This is a genomic window from Bacteroides sp. AM10-21B, assembly GCF_003472565.1.
Classification (GTDB): Bacteria; Bacteroidota; Bacteroidia; order Bacteroidales; family Bacteroidaceae; genus Bacteroides; species Bacteroides propionicigenes.
The window spans coordinates 161,926-181,655 of record NZ_QRME01000007.1; the positions used below are offsets into that span (position 1 = coordinate 161,926).

15 protein-coding genes are annotated in these 19,730 nt (G+C 43.5%); 7 read left to right on the forward strand and 8 right to left on the reverse strand.

Going from position 1 to position 19,730, the window contains the following annotated elements:
• Positions 1–4 precede the first annotated feature (4 nt).
• From rpmG to tsaD, 4 genes are all read right to left on the reverse strand, one after another.
• Positions 5–193, reverse strand: coding sequence for a 50S ribosomal protein L33 (gene rpmG / locus DW121_RS11005; RefSeq protein ID WP_002560155.1), 189 nt, complete (start codon positions 191–193; stop codon positions 5–7).
• Positions 194–214: 21 nt separating this feature from the next.
• On the reverse strand, positions 215–475 hold the full coding sequence (rpmB, locus tag DW121_RS11010) for a 50S ribosomal protein L28 (RefSeq protein ID WP_004291052.1): 261 nt from the start codon (positions 473–475) through the stop codon (positions 215–217).
• Positions 476–596: 121 nt separating this feature from the next.
• Entirely contained in the window at positions 597–1,064 is a 468-nt protein-coding gene (locus DW121_RS11015) for a CinA family protein (protein WP_118323763.1), read from the reverse strand.
• Between the two features lie 20 nt (positions 1,065–1,084).
• A complete protein-coding gene (gene tsaD / locus DW121_RS11020; protein ID WP_118323764.1) occupies positions 1,085–2,104 on the reverse strand; it encodes a tRNA (adenosine(37)-N6)-threonylcarbamoyltransferase complex transferase subunit TsaD in 1,020 nt (339 codons plus the stop codon).
• A gap of 203 nt (positions 2,105–2,307) precedes the next feature.
• On the opposite strand from tsaD, the gene DW121_RS11025 reads away from it, so the two are divergent.
• On the forward strand, positions 2,308–6,747 hold the full coding sequence (locus DW121_RS11025; RefSeq protein ID WP_118323765.1) for a translocation/assembly module TamB domain-containing protein: 4,440 nt from the start codon (positions 2,308–2,310) through the stop codon (positions 6,745–6,747).
• Positions 6,748–6,768: 21 nt separating this feature from the next.
• On the opposite strand, the gene DW121_RS11030 is transcribed toward DW121_RS11025, so the two are convergent.
• From DW121_RS11030 to proS, 4 genes are all read right to left on the reverse strand, one after another.
• Positions 6,769–7,671, reverse strand: coding sequence for a Ppx/GppA family phosphatase (locus DW121_RS11030; RefSeq protein ID WP_118323766.1), 903 nt, complete (start codon positions 7,669–7,671; stop codon positions 6,769–6,771).
• A gap of 26 nt (positions 7,672–7,697) precedes the next feature.
• Positions 7,698–9,746 carry an RNA degradosome polyphosphate kinase gene (locus DW121_RS11035; RefSeq protein WP_118323767.1) on the reverse strand — a complete coding sequence of 683 codons (2,049 nt, stop codon included), beginning with the start codon at positions 9,744–9,746 and terminating at the stop codon, positions 7,698–7,700.
• Between the two features lie 47 nt (positions 9,747–9,793).
• Positions 9,794–10,933, reverse strand: a complete 1,140-nt coding sequence (locus DW121_RS11040) for a glycosyltransferase family protein (protein WP_117713106.1) — start codon at positions 10,931–10,933, stop codon at positions 9,794–9,796.
• A gap of 310 nt (positions 10,934–11,243) precedes the next feature.
• Complete coding sequence (gene proS / locus DW121_RS11045; protein ID WP_118323768.1) at positions 11,244–12,737, reverse strand: proline--tRNA ligase; 1,494 nt, start codon at positions 12,735–12,737, stop codon at positions 11,244–11,246.
• Between the two features lie 368 nt (positions 12,738–13,105).
• Here proS and DW121_RS11050 point away from each other — a divergent pair, with 368 nt between their 5' ends.
• The 6 genes from DW121_RS11050 (at position 13,106) to DW121_RS11080 (ending at position 19,693) form a co-directional block, all read left to right on the forward strand.
• Positions 13,106–13,846, forward strand: coding sequence for a TetR/AcrR family transcriptional regulator (locus DW121_RS11050; protein WP_118323769.1), 741 nt, complete (start codon positions 13,106–13,108; stop codon positions 13,844–13,846).
• A 290-nt stretch (positions 13,847–14,136) separates the two neighbouring features.
• A complete protein-coding gene (locus DW121_RS11055) occupies positions 14,137–15,201 on the forward strand; it encodes a toxin-antitoxin system YwqK family antitoxin (protein WP_118323770.1) in 1,065 nt (354 codons plus the stop codon).
• A 23-nt stretch (positions 15,202–15,224) separates the two neighbouring features.
• Positions 15,225–15,602: a hypothetical protein gene (locus DW121_RS11060; protein WP_118323771.1), complete on the forward strand. Its 378-nt coding sequence runs from the start codon at positions 15,225–15,227 to the stop codon at positions 15,600–15,602.
• A gap of 235 nt (positions 15,603–15,837) precedes the next feature.
• Positions 15,838–17,427 carry a hypothetical protein gene (locus DW121_RS11065; RefSeq protein ID WP_118323772.1) on the forward strand — a complete coding sequence of 530 codons (1,590 nt, stop codon included), beginning with the start codon at positions 15,838–15,840 and terminating at the stop codon, positions 17,425–17,427.
• A gap of 238 nt (positions 17,428–17,665) precedes the next feature.
• Positions 17,666–18,253, forward strand: a complete 588-nt coding sequence (locus DW121_RS11070) for a hypothetical protein (protein WP_233555802.1) — start codon at positions 17,666–17,668, stop codon at positions 18,251–18,253.
• 612 nt (positions 18,254–18,865) lie between these two features.
• A complete protein-coding gene (locus DW121_RS11080) occupies positions 18,866–19,693 on the forward strand; it encodes a hypothetical protein (protein ID WP_158573927.1) in 828 nt (275 codons plus the stop codon).
• Positions 19,694–19,730: the final 37 nt, after the last annotated feature.

Below are 19,730 nucleotides of genomic sequence, written 5' to 3' on the forward strand. Positions count from 1 at the left end.
TATATTATTTGATTTCTTTATGTACTGTTACTCTTTTCAGAATCGGGTTGTATTTCTTCAACTCCAATCTTTCGGTAGTATTCTTTCTGTTCTTCGTCGTAATATAACGAGAAGTTCCCGGCATACCGCTATCCTTGTGTTCTGTGCATTCCAGAATCACCTGTACTCTGTTACCTTTTGCTTTCTTTGCCATAATCAGTATTCTCCTCTACTTTTAGCCAATTACTTTAATGCTTTTCCAATCACAATAACCTTTAGCTACTGCATCCTTCAAAGCAGCATCCAAACCTTTTTTATTAATAATGCGCAGGCCGTTAGCGCAAATGCTCAGACTGATCCAGCAGTCTTGTTCTACATAATAGAACTTCTTGTTAAACAAGTTCAAATCAAAGGTTCTTTTTGTTCTTCTCTTTGAGTGTGAAACATTGTTGCCAATCATGGCTTTCTTTCCGGTAATTTGACAAATCTTCGACATTTCTATCTTTATTTTATAGTTTTTATCTATACTTATTTCAAACAGAGCGCAAAGTAAGCACTTTTATCGTTATAAAACAAGTTTTTCCCAAAATAATTCATTGTGCGAGAACATTTTTTCCTCATTTTAGCCTATCATAAAGCATCAACAGAGCATTTTGAATAGCCGACTGTACATTCCCCGCTCTTCCGCAGTCTCCTTCCTGCTTCATGGTTACGATTTCATTTTTATATGCAGCTGCTATCCACACTGTACCTACCGGTTTTTCCGGTGTACCGCCACCGGGACCTGCAATTCCCGAGGTAGCAACCGCACAGTCCGTTTTCAGCGTTTTCATCGCACCTTTCACCATCTCAATAACAGTCTCCCGGCTCACTGCGCCATATTTGGCCAAGGTTTCAGAGGAGACATGAAGCAAATCCTTCTTTATTTCATTGGAATACGCCACAACACCGCCATTAAAATACTCCGAACTCCCCGGAACCGAAGTTATCAGGGCGGCTATTCCGCCACCGGTACAACTTTCAGCGGTGGAAAGGGATAAATTCTTCGCTTTCAACAGTTCTCCTATCTCCTCTTCTAGTTTCATACCTTATTATATATAGAGTCTTATAAAGTAACACGTGAATAAGCCGGAGCCTCTATCGAACAGAAGTCCTTATCCAAATACTTAAAATATCCGGTAATGGCAATCATTGCGGCATTATCCGTTGTATAGCTGAACTTAGGAATGAATATATGCCAGCCATACTTTTCGGCATGCTCGCGGAATGAGTTGCGCAAGCCGTTATTGGCCGACACACCGCCTGCAACAGCCACTTCCTTTATATTATACTGTTTTGCAGCTTTGCGCAATTTATCCATTAATATATCAACGACAGTAGCTTCCAACGAAGCTGCCAAGTCCGTCTTATGATGTTCTATGAAATCGGGATCATCTTTCATCCAGTCCCGCAAAGAATACAGGAATGAGGTCTTCAGTCCGCTGAAACTGTAATCCAACCCCGGAATATGAGGTTTGCTGAAAGTAAACGCTTTGGGATTTCCCTGACGTGCAAGCTTGTCGATAATCGGTCCGCCGGGATAGCCCAGCCCCATGACCTTGGAACACTTGTCAATGGCTTCACCTGCAGCATCATCAATTGTCTGTCCCAAAATTTCCATATCATTGTAAGCCTTCACCAAAATAATCTGAGAATTTCCACCGGAAACCAACAGGCAAAGGAAAGGGAATTCAGGTTGTACATTTTCTTCACCTTCCGCTTTAATGAAATGAGCTAACACATGACCCGTCAGATGATTAACATCTACCATAGGAATACCCAAAGAACGGGCGAAACCTTTGGCAAACGATACTCCTACCAGTAAAGACCCCATCAATCCCGGACCACGCGTAAACGCTACGGCACTCAGCTCCTCTTTAGTAACCCCGGCACGTTTCAACGCCTCGTGCACCACCGGCACTATATTCTGTTGATGCGCACGTGAAGCCAATTCGGGTACTACCCCGCCATAAGCCTCATGAACTGCCTGACTGGCCACGACATTCGATAGCAAGTAGCCGTCCTTGATGACTGCTGCAGAAGTGTCATCACATGAAGATTCTATTCCTAAGATTATTGTACTCATAGTGTTTATTTACGTTTAAACGCTGCAAAAGTAGTGATAAAAGTAGTATCCATAACGTATTATTTCATATTTTTGTTGGCTGAACAAAAAATTAATCGCCTATCAGAACGCTGAAAACGACAGTACGCTGGGTAATCGGTATAGTATTGGGACTCTATATCGGAATAATTTTATTGCTGAACATTCCTTATGTCCAGCACCAGATGTCTGTACTCGTAGCCAATGAACTGAGCTCCGTACTGGGCAGCCGGCTTACTGTCGGGCGGATAAATATAGGTCTGCTGAACCGAATTATCATTGACGACCTGATGCTGAACGACCAATCGGGAAAAGAGTTGCTGAAAATAGGGCGTCTGTCGGCCAAGTTCGAGATACTCCCCTTGTTCAACGGAAGAATATCCATCGGAAACGTGCAATTGTTCAGTTTCAACGCCAATCTGGAAAGACCTACCCCTCAAGCTAAAACCAATTTCCAGTTTATACTCGACGCTTTTGCTTCCAAAGACACCGTTAAGAAAAAAAGTAATCTGGACCTTCGCATCAACTCACTGCTGATACGTCGCGGAAGGGTATCCTATGATGTCCTCTCGGCCGGAAAGACCCCGGGGAAATTTAATCCGCAACACATCCGCCTGTCCAATATCCTTGCCAACATTTCACTGAAGGCGCTTCAAAGCGACTCTATCAATGCCGCCATTAAGCGAATGAGCGTTGAAGAGGAACACTCCGGCTTTGAGTTGAAGAAACTGAGCCTTAAGATAGTAGCCAATGACCAAAAGATGCGGATAGAGAACTTTGCCATTGATTTGCCCAACACTTCCCTGACAATGGACACTATCCGTATGGAGTATGACAGTCTGGGCTCTCTCGGCAATTTCACCGATGATGTCCGCTTCTCATTCCGTATGCTGCCTTCGGAAGTCGTGTTGCAAGACTTGGCAGCCTTTGTACCCGCTTTCAAACCTTTCAAAGAAACGCTACGGTTGGAAACGGAAGCCAGCGGAACAGTGAACCAACTTTATTGCCCGAAGTTGCTAATCTCTGCCGACAATCATTTCCTGCTGAAAGGCGATGTATCCCTGCAAGACCTGTCACACCCTCAGGACGCTTATATATTCGGCAATCTGTCCAACTTATACGCCGACCCGGAAGGCATCGCATTCTTTGTCCGCAACCTGAGCAAAGACTACAAGGGAGTTCCGCCGGCGTTGCGGCATTTGGGTACGGTATCCTTCCGAGGTGAGATTTCCGGGTACTTCACGGATTTGGTTACCTACGGTGAAGTACGTACGGATATAGGTACCATAAAGACAGACCTCAAGCTCAGTTCCGATAAGGAAAAGGGTTATTTCTCCTATTCCGGTGCAGTAAAGACCTCGGAGTTCGGACTGGGCAAACTGTTGGGTAACGACAAATTCGGGCAAGTAACCTTCAACATGGATGTCAAAGGAAACCATTACGCCCAAAGATACCCGTCCATTACAATGAAAGGGCTCATTGCATCCATAGATTACAGTGATTATACTTACGAAAATATCACTTTGGACGGAGAGTACAAACAAGGCGGCTTCGATGGAAACGTATCATTCGACGATGAGAACGGCGCTATACAACTGAATGGCTCTATCAACACAGCCGGCAAGACTCCGACATTCAACTTTCGCGCCGCCATCAACCATTTCCGTCCAAACACCCTTCATCTTACCCCCAAATACAAAGACACGGAAGTATCCGTAAAAATAAAGGCCGACTTCACCGGCAGTTCCATCGACGACATGAATGGTGAAATAAACATAGACAGCCTGCAATACATCGCTCCCGACCAAAATTTCTTCATGGACAACCTGCGGATTGCCGCCACCCAGAATGACGAGCGTCAAAAACATCTGACTATCAACTCCAATTTCCTGCGGGGCACTATCGAAGGAGACTACTCCTATCAAACCTTGCCCACCAGTGTGCTCAACATCATGCGACGCTATATTCCCGCCTTGATATTACCGGACAAGAAACCTAAGGAAACCGAAAACAACTTCTATTTCGACCTGCATATCTACAATACGGAGATACTGTCCACCGTATTCCAGATACCGCTGAAAATATACACCCACTCCACACTGAAAGGTTACTTCAACGACAAGGCTCAACGACTGCGTGTAGAAGGCTACTTCCCGCGGCTGAGTTACGGAGAGAAGTTCTTTGAATCGGGAGTAATCCTCTGTGAGAATCCGGGCGAACAGTTTCAGGCAAAAATCCGCTTTACCAATCGGAAGACAACCGGCGCAGTGAATGTCGCTCTGGAAGCCAAAGCCAAAGACGACCGGATACAAGCCATTTTCAACTGGGGAAACAGTAGCGCTGTGACGTATAGCGGCAAACTGGCAGCCGTAACGCAATTCATCCGCGAATCGTCTCAGAAAGCGGATAATGATAAACAACATACAAACCCCACTCACAAAGGCAAGAAAGACATTCCCGCTTTGAAGACGATTGTCAACGTTCAGGAAACAAACGTAATCCTCAACGACACTATTTGGAAGATACACCCGTCACAAATCGTAGTCGATTCGGGCAAGATACACGTCAACAATTTCTATTTCAGCCACAAAGAGCGTCACTTGCGTATCAACGGAACCGTATCCGAACAACCGGAGGACACCGTGCGCCTGAATTTGAAAGAGATAAATATAGGCTATGTATTCGATATTGCCGACTTAGGTGTCAACTTCAAAGGTGAAGCCACCGGTCCTGCATACGCCAGCGGCGTACTTAAAACACCGGTGATGAGCACAGACCTGTTCATCCGCAATCTCGGTTTGAACGAAGGGCTTTTGGGTGATGCCAATATACACGGTGAGTGGCATCACGACGTGAAAGGTATCTATCTGGATGCCCATATCCGCGAGGAAGACATCGCCAAAAGCCATGTCTACGGCTATATCTACCCCATAAAGCCCACCAGTTCGCTCGATTTGCAGATAGAAGCCGACAGCACCAACTTGAAATTCATCCACCACTATATGCAAAGCATCACTCCCGAATTCAACGGACGTGCCAGCGGCCATGTGCATTTCTACGGCAAATTCAAGGCGCTGACAATGGAAGGACGTGTATTCGGTGACGCTTCCCTAAAAGTAGATGTACTCAACACCACTTTCTCACTGAAAGACAGCATACTTATCGAACCGGGCGGACTTACTTTCCGCAACAACCGCATCTTCGACACACAAGGGCATCAGGGAAGAGCCAACGGTTACCTGCACTACCAACATTTCAAGAACTTGGAATACCGCTTCCAGTTTGACGTCAACAATATGTTGGTAATGAACACTAAAGAGTCTCCCGACTTCCCCTTCTACGGCACGGTATATGGCACAGGCAATGCCACCATTGCCGGTAATGCGGCAGAGGGAGTAAACATCGACGTGGCAATGACTACCAACCGCAACACCAACTTCACCTATATGAAAGAGGGAGTCGCTTCGGCAGTCAGCAACCAGTTCATACATTTCGTAGACAAGACCCCCCGACGTGTGCTCCAAGATTCCATCGTGCTTATGTCCGAATACGAGCAGGCACAGAGAGAAGTCCGGGAAAAAGAAAGCGATACCGACATCCGCCTGAACCTTTTGATAGACGCCACCCCGGACGCTACCATGAAAATCATCATGGACCCCATTGCAGGCGACTACATCAGCGGAAAAGGTACGGGAAATATCCGCACCGAATTCTATAATAAAGGAGATGTGAAAATGTTCGGCAGCTACCGCATCAGCCAGGGAGTCTACAAATTCAGCTTGCAGGAAGTAATCCGCAAGGACTTCATCATTAAAGACGGAAGTACCATCACCTTCAACGGGCCGCCCCTCGATGCCACCCTCGACATTCAGGCCGGCTACCTTGTGAACTCTGCTTCGCTGAACGACCTCATACCCGATGCCAGCCACTACGTCAACCAGACCAGCATCAAGGTGAACTGCCTTATGGCTCTGACCGGACAACTCACCTCACCGGACATCAAAATGAGCCTGGAACTGCCCAACGAACGCGATGAAGTGCAGGCGTTGGTTCGGAACTACATTCCTACGGACGAACAGATGAATATGCAGATACTCTATCTCTTGGGTATCGGCAAGTTCTATACCCCGGAGAATGTGGATGCTACCGGCAACTCCAACATGATGTCGAGCGTACTGTCTTCTACCCTTTCCGGACAGTTGAACAATGCACTTTCACAGATTATCGACAGCAACAACTGGAATTTCGGCACAAACTTCAGTACTGGAGAAAAAGGCTGGACCGATATGGAGTTTGAGACAATGCTTTCCGGGCAACTCTTGAACAACCGCCTTCTTATCAACGGCAACTTCGGCTATCGCGACAACCCGATGGCAAACACGAACTTTGTGGGTGACTTCCAAGCAGAATGGCTCGTAAACCGTTCCGGCGATATACGCCTGAAAGCGTATAACGAAACCAACGACCGCTACTACACCAAGACCAACCTCACCACCCAAGGCATAGGCATCGTGTTTAAGAAAGACTTCAATAAGTGGAACGAGTTACTTTTCTGGAACAAGTGGAAACTGAAAAGATTAAAAGATTCCCGTTCGGAATCGCAATCCAAACGGGAAAGAAAATAATCAGAAAGTTCTGATGTGTGACTATTGAGGCAAGCTCTTAGCGTACAAATTATCAATTATACCGTCTGCCAAACCTATGACAGGCACATGGATATATTCCGCTTTCACCACCTCTGCAATTGTAAGGAAAATCTCTGCGGCAGGCACAATAACATCTGCACGGTCGGCCTTCAGACTGAAAGTTTCCATACGCTGTTCGGGAGTAAGCGGTTGCAGTTCGTCATACAAAGACTGTAAAGACTGAACGGGCAGGCGTAGTTTCTTCTTGTCCTTTTTATCGGCAAGGCGATACAGTTTATTGATATTACCGCCCGAACCGATGATATTGATTCCTTGGAAGTCTGCTGTAAGACGCTGCAAGTCATTTTTCATTTGTTGCCAGCTCTCCGCCTTAACAGCATTGCTCAGCATACGCACCGTACCTATATTATATGAAAGCGACTGTACCAGTTCACCGTTTGTCAGCAAATTGATTTCCGTACTTCCGCCGCCTACATCCACATAGATGTAATTTCCCATACGGTCTTCCAGACATTCTATATGATTATTGTATATCATCCGCGCTTCTTCCTGCCCGTCAATGACTTCAATATTGATGCCCGTATCTTTCAGTATCTTTTTGATGATAGACTTTCCATTCTTCGCGTCGCGCATGGCAGAGGTAGCACACGCACGATAATCCGTCACCTCGTATATCTTCATCAACTGACGGAAAGCCTTCATCAAGCGGCGCAGCTTCACGGCCTTTACATCGGAAACCTCTCCCAAAGCAAAAACATCAAAGCCCAGTCGCAGCGGAACACGGAGAAGCATCGCTTTAGAAAGACGCTTGTTCACCAAATTCTCATCTTCTTTCACCTTTTTAATAAGCAGCCGCACGGCATTGGAACCGATGTCGATAGCAGCGTAACATTTCCCATTCATTCTCTTTACTTATATTTTAATACATTCTATTCTTTGTAGCTCTTATAAAGTTCCTCTTGCGAACGGAACGGGACATCACTTTCCGTAGTCCAAGAGCGATTCTCTCCGCTTCCATCGACAATACTTCCCTGACAATTATCACGAAGGCCGAATTCGATGACCTTACGCAAATCGGCTTTAATCTGCGCATCGTACACGGGAGTTATCACTTCCACCCGATTATCCAGATTGCGCGGCATCCAATCGGCAGAACCGATGAAAGTCTTATCCTCTCCGCCCGCCGCAAAGATAAAGATACGCGAATGCTCCAGATAGCGATCTATAATGCCGTTGATGCGTATCGTGTCACTCACACCGGGAATACCCGTTACCAGGGAGCAGTTGCCGCGTACCAGCAGCCCGACAGGCACACCGTTGGCAGAAGCCTCATAGAGTTTTTTCACCATAGCCGCGTCCGTGATATGGTTTATCTTGGCAAAGATATAAGCCGGTTTTCCGGCTTGTTTGTTCTTGATTTCATCGTTTATCAGCTTTACGAGCTTCTGTTTCATCTCATTGGGCGAAACCAACAGTTCCTTGAAACGTATAGGTGAATAAGGCTTCTCGATGAATGTAAATACGGAATTGACATCATGCACCACATTGCGCGCAGCGGTCATCAGCATATAGTCGGTGTACATACGCGCATTTCCCTCGTGAAAGTTTCCCGTACTGATACAAGCTATGTCATTCCCTGTTTTCATGCTGATATGGGTAATCTTGGAATGGACTTTCAGACCTTCCACTCCGAAGATTACATGAATGCCTGCATCCTGCATCTTTTTAGACCAACCGATGTTGGATGCCTCATCAAACCGTGCCAAGAGTTCTATAACCACCGTTACCTTCTTCCCGTTACGGGCGGCACAGATAAGGGCTTTCACCACTTTTGAGTCTTTGGCAAGACGATAGAGTGTTGTCTTGATGCTTTTCACCTCTTTGCTGACCGCGGCTTCCTGCAACACGCGAATATAATAATCGAAGCTGTGATAAGGCACATGGATAAAGCGGTCTCCTTTCTGTATCAGCCTCAGCAGACTCTCATTACTGTCCAGTTCCGGTTTTATAACAGGCTCCCATGCTGGATATTTCAAATCCTTGCGTCCGCAATCCGGAAACGACATCAAGTCCTTATGGTTGTGATAGCGTCCGCCGCCCAATACCGTATCCAGCTTGTCCAGATTCAGTTTGTTCATCACACGCTTCAACACATCCCTCGGCATATCGGCATCGTAAATCACTCGCAAGGCATCACCTTTCTTGCGGCTCTTCACTCCTTTGGATATTTTTTGCAGCATACCGTTGCGCAAGTCATTGTCTATCTCCATTTCCGCATCCTTTGTAAATTTGAATGCATATGCCTTGAAAAAGACATAATTCAGCCCGGAGAAAATCATCGGCAAGCAGTAGCGGATTACATCATCCAGATACATCAGATAATTCCTGCCTTCCTTGTCCGGCAAACGCACAAAACGTCCGCACTCAGCTACGGGGAGCGCAATCAGCGCATAATCAAAACTTTTCCGTCCTTCGGCCTGCATCTTGACAGCCAAATAGATGTTTTCATCCGTCTCATCAGTCAGTTGCCTGACTGCCGAAAGCCATACAGGGCTGACAAAGCCACTCAACCTTTGACGGTAAAACTGACGTACAAACCGTTGCTGTCCTTCGTCCAGTTCGTCCTCTTTCATCAGGAAGATGTTTTCCTCACTCAACTGCCGGGTCACTTCGTGAATGGCGTGTTCATACTCTTTGGCGTACTTGTTATTCAGCTTGTTGATTTGCTTGATGAGTTGTCGCGCCTGCTCTCGCTCCGAGCGCAGGCTTTTATCCTCGCACTCGGCAATACGGCTGAGCGTAGCCATGCGGACGCGAAAAAACTCATCCAGATTGTTGGAATAAATGCCGAGGAAGCTCAACCTCTCCAATAAAGGTACTTGTGGTTTGGTAGCTTCCTGCAAGATACGCCGGTTGAAGTACATCCAACTCAAATCACGTGCCACGTACGCTTCCGATAATGTTTTCTTATTAATCATCTGTATATATTTATCAATGATTCGGCGGCAAAAATATGCAACAAGTATTACAATGCCATATCGGGCATATTACAATACGGATAAGGAAAATTCCGTGCCGGATAATGTGACAAGGACATCCCTGCCTCTATATGATTCATAATCCTCCGGTCACAACTCCGTACCCAATAACGGAATTGCGCGTCCGGCTTGTAACTTTCGGAGAAGTCCAGCAATTTTTGTAAGTCAAATCCGTCAGAGACAATACCCGCACCCGTACGGGCGGCATCGTATGCGTTGCAATCCTGTTCGATATGCGCGGGAACCATCAGCAAAGGTTTGCCCAAATACATCGCTTCACAAACCGATTCAAACCCGGCAGTCGTGGCATAAGCCTTGCAGCCTGCCATGTAGCGCAAAAACTTCACGTCGTCAATCTGATGAAAACTCAGCGTGTCATCCACCTTGCACACTTCAGCTTCGTCCGGCTTGTCCCAAAAGAAATGAAGCGGAACTTGCGGATGCTCCCCATGCCACACCTTTATGTTTTCACCAAAACCGGAATTCACCATATATCCATGCAAGTAATCACCCTCCATACCCTCACAGGAAAGCACTTCACGACGAAGCAGTGGCGGCACGACGCGAATACGGGCGTACTCGTCATCTTCCATGTCACGAAAAGAGAGCGCAAGTTTTTGGGAGGCTCCTATACAAGTGAGGCGGGTGAAGAAACGCAAAAGCCACAGGCTGCCCCTGCCTTTGTCGGGAAACTCGAAATCACGATGCAGAAAGAGGTACTGATGTCCTATACTGATTTGGGGTACAGACGGACGATAGAGCAGATAAGTCAGCCCGGTCAGCAGCTCATAAAAGTTGATGACCAATTCCGCCCCGGTTTCTTGGATGCGCTGATGGATGTAGTGCATACTGCGCAAATAAGAAGGCGCTTTTATGAAATTGTATGCCACACTGCGCGAAAGGCTCACCCGCTTATTGGCAGGTGTAGGCAGAAAATTGGGACTGAGAAAACGCTTCACCGGGGCATGAATGCTACGATTGAAGAATCCGGGCAAATGACGGAAGTTACTCTTGCCTACCAACACTTCCACTACTTCGTGTCCGTTGCGGCGCAAAAGCCCTTCCATGGTAATCGCTTGGGTGAGATGTCCCCTCCCCTCTCCTTGAACAATAAAAAGAACCTTCATCTTGATACAGTTTATATTTTGTTTACTTTACGCTTTCTATAAAAAGTCACACCGGCGTCGCACAGGTATGACTTCAAGAGAATTTATGGAATTGTCATACGTAAAAAGGATGAAATATCTCTTTTCTTTTTAACGATACAAAGATGTCCGAAAACTGTTTCAGAAGTGTGTGGAGAAGGTTACAATTTCATCTCACAAGACAAAAAAACATAAGGTATTAATACGAATTCAAGCTATCGTTCTGAATGACAAAACAATAGCTTGAATTCGTATTAACACCTTATGAACTTATCGGAATAATAATAACCTATTAATAAGAACGTGCAAATATCACGCGGCAGGCAGACGGCTTACCTGTCACCATGCACTTGCCCGGTTCTTTGTCGCCCGGCACAAAAGATTCAAACGGAATGCAGCGGATAGTGGCTTTGGTTTCTTCCTTAATCTTCTCTTCGGTTTCGGTTGTTCCGTCCCAGTGAGCCAGAATAAAGCCGCCTTCTTCAATCTTTTCCTTAAATTCGTCGTAGCTGTCCACCGTAGTAATGCGGCTGTTACGATAATCCAACGCTTTCTTGTAGATATTTGCCTGAATTTCTTCGAGCAGGTCTTTTACGTATTCTTCGATACCGTCGCAAGAACGGGTTTCTTTTTCCAGCGTATCGCGGCGCATCACCTCCATTGTATTGTTCTCCAAGTCGCGACCACCCATAACCAGACGAACAGGCACACCCTTCACCTCGTAATCGGCAAACTTGAAGCCCGGACGCTTGTTGTCGGCATTGTCGTACTTCACGGAGATACCCATTGATTTCAGTTTGGCTACAATACCGGCAATCTTCTCGTCAATCTTGGCAAGCATTTCGGCATTCTTGTAGATAGGTACGATAACTACCTGTATCGGAGCCAAGTGCGGAGGAAGTACCAGACCGTTGTCATCGGAATGTGTCATGATAAGCGCACCCATCAAGCGAGTGGATACTCCCCAAGAAGTGGCCCATACATATTCCAGTTTGTTCTCTTTATTTACGAACTGCACATCGAAAGCCTTGGCGAAGTTCTGTCCCAGGAAGTGTGAAGTACCGCTTTGCAAGGCTTTACCGTCCTGCATCATCGCCTCGATTGTATAGGTATTGAGAGCGCCGGCAAAACGTTCGTTGGCAGATTTCACACCTTTCACAACAGGCACTGCCATGTATTTCTCGGCAAACTCGCCGTAAACGTTCAGCATACGTACAGCTTCTTCCTCGGCTTCTTCGCGAGTGGCGTGTGCCGTATGTCCTTCCTGCCACAAGAACTCTGCGGTACGCAGGAACAGACGGGTACGCATTTCCCAACGGAATACGTTTGCCCACTGGTTGCACAGGATAGGCAGGTCGCGGTAAGAGTTAATCCAGTTCTTGTAGGTATTCCAAATGATAGTTTCCGAAGTAGGACGGATGATGAGTTCCTCTTCCAGCTTTGCAGCGGGGTCTACCACTACGCCGCCGCCATTGGGGTCGTTCTTCAAACGGTAGTGCGTTACTACGGCACACTCTTTGGCAAAGCCTTCCACGTGTTCCGCCTCACGGCTGAGGAATGATTTCGGAATAAGTAAAGGAAAGTAAGCGTTTACGTGTCCTGTTTCCTTGAACATATCGTCCAGCTGACGCTGCATCTTCTCCCATATTGCGTATCCATAAGGCTTGATTACCATACATCCGCGCACAGCCGACTGTTCTGCCAAATCGGCCTTTACCACCAACTCGTTGTACCATTGAGAATAATTCTCGCTACGTTTGGTCAGGTCTTTCAATTCTACTGCCATTCTATTTCGTTTTTTAAAGTTTTCTATTCTGATTCATTAAACGGAGTGCAAAAGTACAAATTTCTGTGCGAAAAGTGTTTATTGTATAAACACTATTTTTTGCAGACTTTGTGAATACTTACTTTTTCCTCCCCCTCCACCCGATATTCCCCGTAATAAATAGAGAGATGACGATTTACTAAATCTCCGGCAACGATTTAGTAAATCTTCCCCATCGTTTTAGTAAATCTTCCCCAACGTTTTAGTAAATCTCTATTTACTGCATAAAACCCGCCCGAGGATTGCTTGTAAAATGTAAAACACCTATATTTGCAACAAAACCATCTATAGAAAAACGGATATAGAGCCGGTGTAAATATGATATAAGAATGAAGCAGGAAGAGAAAAAAACTCGAAACAGACGAACCAATGAACAATTAGACAGGGATGTGATGTCCGAACTCGAAAAACTTGTGGCGGAACAGGGTTTCGGCAATGTCAATCTAAGCACCTTGACGAAAGCCGCAGGAATGGAAGCCAACGTATTCTATAGAAGGTACGGTTCGATGGATAATCTCTATGACAGACTTGCCAAGCAATATGACTTCTGGATGAACAATGCCATCGATATTTCCAACTTGAATGTATTGGGGCCTAAAAAGTTCTTCGCTGAAACATTCAAGATACTCTTCAGGAACTTGTCCGACAATCCCGTTATGCAAAAGCTGTTGCTTTACGAAATGTCAGTCGTCAATGATACCACAAAAAGAACGGCGGAAACGCGGGACATCATGAACCTTAATTTGATTACATATTACGAAACGCTGTTTAAACCTGCAAAAGTCAATATCAAAAGCATCGCCGCAATCCTAATCGGAGGTATTTACTATTTGATACTTCATAAGGAGTGCGCCAAAATCTGCACGATAGACTTTAATACCCCGGAAGGAGAAAAAGCCTTTTCAGAGGGAATAGACTTCTTGACCGATACCATTTTCAATAGATTGGAAGCGTATGAAAGAGACAGGAACGCAGTCCGGCAAATGATGGCTGACGGCATAAGCGAGCTAAAGATATGCAAATACATGGGCATTAGCAAGAATGACTTGAAAATGTTGCTCTCAAAGTAACCACGATACAACTTTTTATATAACCATATTCAATATGGCTATATTTTTTTTCTCACAATGCGATTGTAATAATCGTGTTTTCATTTTCAAAAGAATCCACACAAAACAATATTCAATTATAAATCAATATATTGGCAGATATTTTAATTATATAACTATCCAAAATACAGGTAAATTCATTTAGTTCGAATTCTATAATAATTAAAATACATATCATATTTATAAGCAAAATACTTTTCTTATAATTTATTTATGCTACTTTTGTCGATTGAGTAATAAAACAAAAAAGCATGAAGAAAATTATGTTACTACTCCTTTTCGGAGTAATGGTACTTACGAGTACGGCACAGGAAAAAGTTTACCAAATAGAAGAAATCACCGTTATCAACTATGGGGATGGCCGGATGCTCTTTCGCCTGAACAATGAAGAAAAGACCCCGCTCAACGGCTCTCACCGCCTGATTGACGGCTATCACTCGGAGTACATTCTCGCTGACTTTAAGGATGGCATGTATCATGGTGATTACCGACATTTCAAAGAGAACAAACTACTTGAAGAGTGCCGTTACAAAGAGGGAAACAGGGATGGACTATACAAGCGCTATTATGGTGACGGACAGACCGTGCAAAGTGAGCGAACATTTATAGACGGCAAAGTGGATGGCGTGAGCAGGACGTATCACTCGAACGGCAAAGTTGAAACCGAAAAAGTATATAAGTTAGGAATTGAAGATGGTTATGACCGGCGATACGGCAGCGACGGCACTCTGACGCTCGACGAATGTTATAAAGACGGTAAACGCGATGGCAAATGGACTCAACACCTGTCGAGTAACCTCGGTGACATGGTTCGCATCAGCTTCTACAAGAACGGCTTGCCCGACGGTCAGTGGAGCGAAACGTGGAAAGACGGCAAGCCCCGTAGCAAAAGCAGCTATAAAGACGGCAAAAAAGAGGGTCTCTGGATTAAATATGGTAAAAGCGGCAAGCCTGAAAAGTCTACCACTTACAAAAACGATGAAAAGAACGGAGAAGAGATTACTTATTTCACTGACGGCACTCCTGAAAAGTCGTCAAACTACCTCAATGGCAAATTGAACGGAGTAACAAAGGAATTCTATTTTGAATCAGGCAAATGTAAATCGGAATATACTTTCAAGAACGGTGAGCGTGAAGGAGCATATAAACGTTACTTTGATACCGGAAAGTTGCGGGAAGAGGGTCGTTGTGAAGCTGACAGCGAGGTCTATCGCAAAGAGTATTACGCTAACGGCAAGCTCAAATCGGTTGCCGAGCGCAAGGGCGGAGGTTGGAATACCCTTGAAAGATATGATTCGGAGGGTAACAAAGAGTAAAAAAGGGAAATTGAAAAAAATACATGAAACCAGAAACAGCATACAAGTTGGTAAAAAGATTTAGTCTTACCAATGCAACAATCATGACTATATTTTTTGTAATTCATTCTGATTCTATTTGGCATGCATTCTGTTACATTGTTACTCTACCAGTAGTCGGTATTGGTATGATAGCCGTGTATGAATATGAAGCTGATGAATACACCGAGCTGATGAAAAATCTGACAGAAAAGGATAAAAAGGCAATGAGCGATGTCCCTTGGGATAAGGTAATCAAAGAAGCACGTAATAGATATTTAATGGGGTTAATCGGTATCATGTTTTGCAATATTTTATTTTCTGGGTTAATAATATTTTTCCTATGGATAATAATATATGAAGGAAGAACAGTTGTTTTTTAGATTATAAAAATCAATTATAATGGAAAGATGGGAATAAAACGACGAAAACAACGAGAGGCATTTTGATAATCATTTATATGATAGTATCTATAGTACTATATATAATAGCGTCAGATTATTATCAAGGATATAATAATTGGAAATGGGAATTTCAATTAAGTGTAAACATTATTAGGGAGAGAGAAAAATGAGAAAAGGAAAGAAAGTAGAAAATGCTTGAAATAAGAATAGGATTATGAATATTAAGACACTTTTGATTATGGGATTACTAAGTTTTGGACTTGGTGGATGCGCTAATGCGCAAAATAAGCAAGGGAACTTGAATGTCAAAGAGCTTACTAAAGAACAAAAAGAGAAGTTGAAAGAAATGTATGAGATGTACCAGTATTTTCAAATGAAACCAGGCATTTCCGAAAATGCGATTATAAAAGAAAGGTCCGAACCTTTACCGTGGGTGGAAACGGAGAGGAAGGTTGATTCATTTCATGTGAAGGAGTGGCTTAGCAATGCCCAATTAGAGTTTGGAGATTTTTATATGGTAGACGGTAGATTGTCGCTGCATGGTACATATGGGGCGTGCAAAGACCAGAGGGAGACAAAAGAATACCCGCAAGTGACACCCTCCGATAATCCTTATGAGAATAAACTTGCTAACATAAACATGCTTGGAAACATGAGAATCAACCTCATATCTCGCTTGCGGAGTACGGATGGAGATACACTGAAATTATCCACATTCTCTCGGTTGGATATTTCCGACGACAAAAAAGAACTGTCTATGTTGTTCCGCCCCATCTATGGAGACGCTGCCGACTTCGAGGGAGGTATCGAGGTAGAACTTCTTCCCCCTCTGCGCTGGAAACATATACGCATCTCTCTTTTGCCGGAAGACGAAGGAAAAGAATATGAATTTGACGGTGTAAGATTCAATGTGTTCAAATCCAATCCCGGCGATGTAATACTTGAATATGACGTGAAGTATGCTGAACAAATGGATAATTGGGAATTTATTCTGATCAAGGGACAAAAGTTAATAGACCGTGGCAATCAAATGACGAGTGGCGGCAAGGAAATATTGCAACTTTACAAATATCCTGACATGGGGTTTGGAGGGTGGTGTATCGCCTTCATGAATCTAAACTGTGAGTCGCTCGAAACAACACCGGAAGCGTTGAAACTTGCAACAGAAAACCACTATCAGCCGTCACCGGAAGAAATCCGTCACTTTCATGAAACGTCAGGTGAGATAGTGGGATGTCAGCTAACGGATATACTAAGCGATATTAATCCGAAAAGCTACAAGGAGTTTTATCAACAATGGATAGAAAAAGGCTATGAGGCTGCCATAGAGTTCAAGGGGAATTACGATGATGCAATGGGATGTTTCTATGAGCGCTATGGAAATGACAGTGAACCGTATATTGCTTTTTTACGTGGTGTAGGCATCGGTTGTTCGTATGTGAAAGCTAGCCTGAAACCCGATTGGAATATTATAAATAGCTGTGCTATTGATTTTCTAAATAAATACAACAGTGCCGACGAGGATTCATTATACAGTATTGTTGTAAAGCATAGAGAGGAATATATAGAATCTATCGTATCACGAAGAGAAACATTATCATTCTTGACTGATAAAGATATAGAATATCTTTCAAAAGATATAGTTGAAGATGAAAGTCCAATCATGTATTGCTGGTATAAAACCAATACAGATGCAGATGCCATGTATATTTATAAACCGGACGAAACGACAAGTGATAAACCTCTTATTAAAGTTCGTTATCATCTGGGCGGAGATAAGCCGGAAATTATTTATCCTGAATAACTATCGGTTATAAATGAGGGAAAAGAACGATCTGAATAATCACTTTTAAAATATATACGAAATGCGAACTATTACACGTGAATGCAGAGTTCTGACCATTATTAGATTAGATTATTATCAAGGATACAATAATTGGAGATGGAAATTTTAATTAAGTGCAAACATTATCAAGGAGATGAATATCAATACGGAATTTTAATTTGACATGTCAGTTATGAGACTAAAAACAGTTATAATCATGGGAGTAACAAGTCTTTTCGGCTTGGTTGGTTGCGCAAAGGCACAGATAGGGAAACCGGTTTTCAACTTAGACAATCCGGACTACGGCCTAAACGTAGCCGCTATGATGTCTTCCCTCTTAGATACCACACAGCAGAAGATTGAAGCGCGGTACAAAGTAGATACCCTTAAATTTTACAACACGGAAACGGATGAACCGTTTCCGCCTTTGGTGGCTTACAGAAACAAGGGAGGCAGTAAAAGAACGGAAGCCACTTTCCGGGGATTTGACTTTACAGAACTCGGCATGGTAACAACAGAACAAGGCACATTAGTGCAAGTCAAAGGCAAGAAGAATACAGACGAAGAAGGTTTCGCCAAGTTGGTGAAAGCAGCTACAAAGAAATACGGAAAACCACATTTTGAGGAGGGAATCGATTTTGAAGGACGACCCGGGCACATCATCGTTGTGTCCCATTCAACCGGAAAGGTTGGGACGAATGGGACGGACATCATTATCTTCAAAAATAACAGGAAAAGAGAAGAAACTCTCACTCGATATGCATACTGTTTCTGCATTCATGTTCATTGCTCTTTATATGCCTAAAGATAGTAATGAGTTGTTTGAATTATATTAATTCTGTATCTATGAAAGATTAGCGTTCTGATGTCGATACGTATACTCATTATTCAAGTGGTATGTTTACTTACAAAAAAAATAGAAATTTAAAATTTACGATATATGGAAATGATGTTCATTATTATTGGAATAATAGTTGTGTTGGGTTTGGTCTTAAAATTCTATCAAACGAGTACGGAAAAAAATCAAATTATTATCGTATTGGCTTTGTCTATCACGCTGACGCTAATGTGTCCCCTTGTAGGCATAATTCCCCTTTATTACAGTATAAAAGCTTGGATAAAGCAAAAAAAAGATAATCCCTTATGGGAAAAGGAACTGAAAAGCGCATACAAATGGGCAAAAAGATGTGCTATAATTTATGTAGTGTTTATGTTTGTCTCTGTCATATTATATATTATACTTATGTACTGCGCTTACTATAATGTAGATTTATCTTGGCTTTTCTGATTAAAAAAAATAATGATGAACAAAAGGGTTATTATAACTATTGTGTTGACCATCTGCATGTTTATTAATACAGTGGGTTGCAATGGACAAACTAAAAATAATAATATGGGAACAACATTAAAGGAACAGATGGCAAGTTATACAAGCAAACCGGTCTACTATGTAGAGTATAGCAGCGGATGTCTGGTAGATATAAGAATAAATGACAGTAGTGTTCAAAAGGATTACAACCCGGGGGCAGTTGGCGGAGCCGTAATTACAGCAAACACCGCTATTTTAAAAAGTGGAAAACAGAAAGTTACCGTAAAGCTTATTCCATACAGAGATGAGACTCTGATCACAGAAAAGGAGCCATTTACTATGCGTATAGGCTACAAAGATTTCATGGATTCCTCGGGAGACGAAGGTCGCCCCTGGCACTGGGTTATGGAGATGCCGCCAATTGTTATGCCCGAAGAGGGACTGCCATACTATGAGTGGAGCGGAGAGTTCGAGGCAAAAGTTCCTTATCAAGTCGTAGGTTGGAGCGACTGTATAGATTTAAGGGAGATTCCCGACATAGAGCAACGCGTTGTAGCTAAATTCAACGAGTTCCGCCAATTGTACATTGATGGCAAATATGATGAATTAAAACGCCTGCAATATTCGAAGCATTATGAGTTGGCCGTTATGCTGTATGAAGATGAAAATGATATAGAGAAGGATTTTACAAGATCTTTTACAGAAGCTGAATCTCAGGATAAATCAGGTTATCAGCCTATAGAGGATTATAACTTGGTGTTCTATGCCGATGGCAGATTGGTAACACTTGAAAAGTATGATAAAGAGTTTGAATATTACCATGACAGCGCCCTATTGTGGTACTCTAAAAAAAATGAGGATGGAACTGCAGATTATCACTCATATATGTTGCAATTTGGTATTCGTAAAGGCACAAATGAGTTGGTATTAATATAATAGTAATAACATATGAAACAGTATCCTAATATGCGAG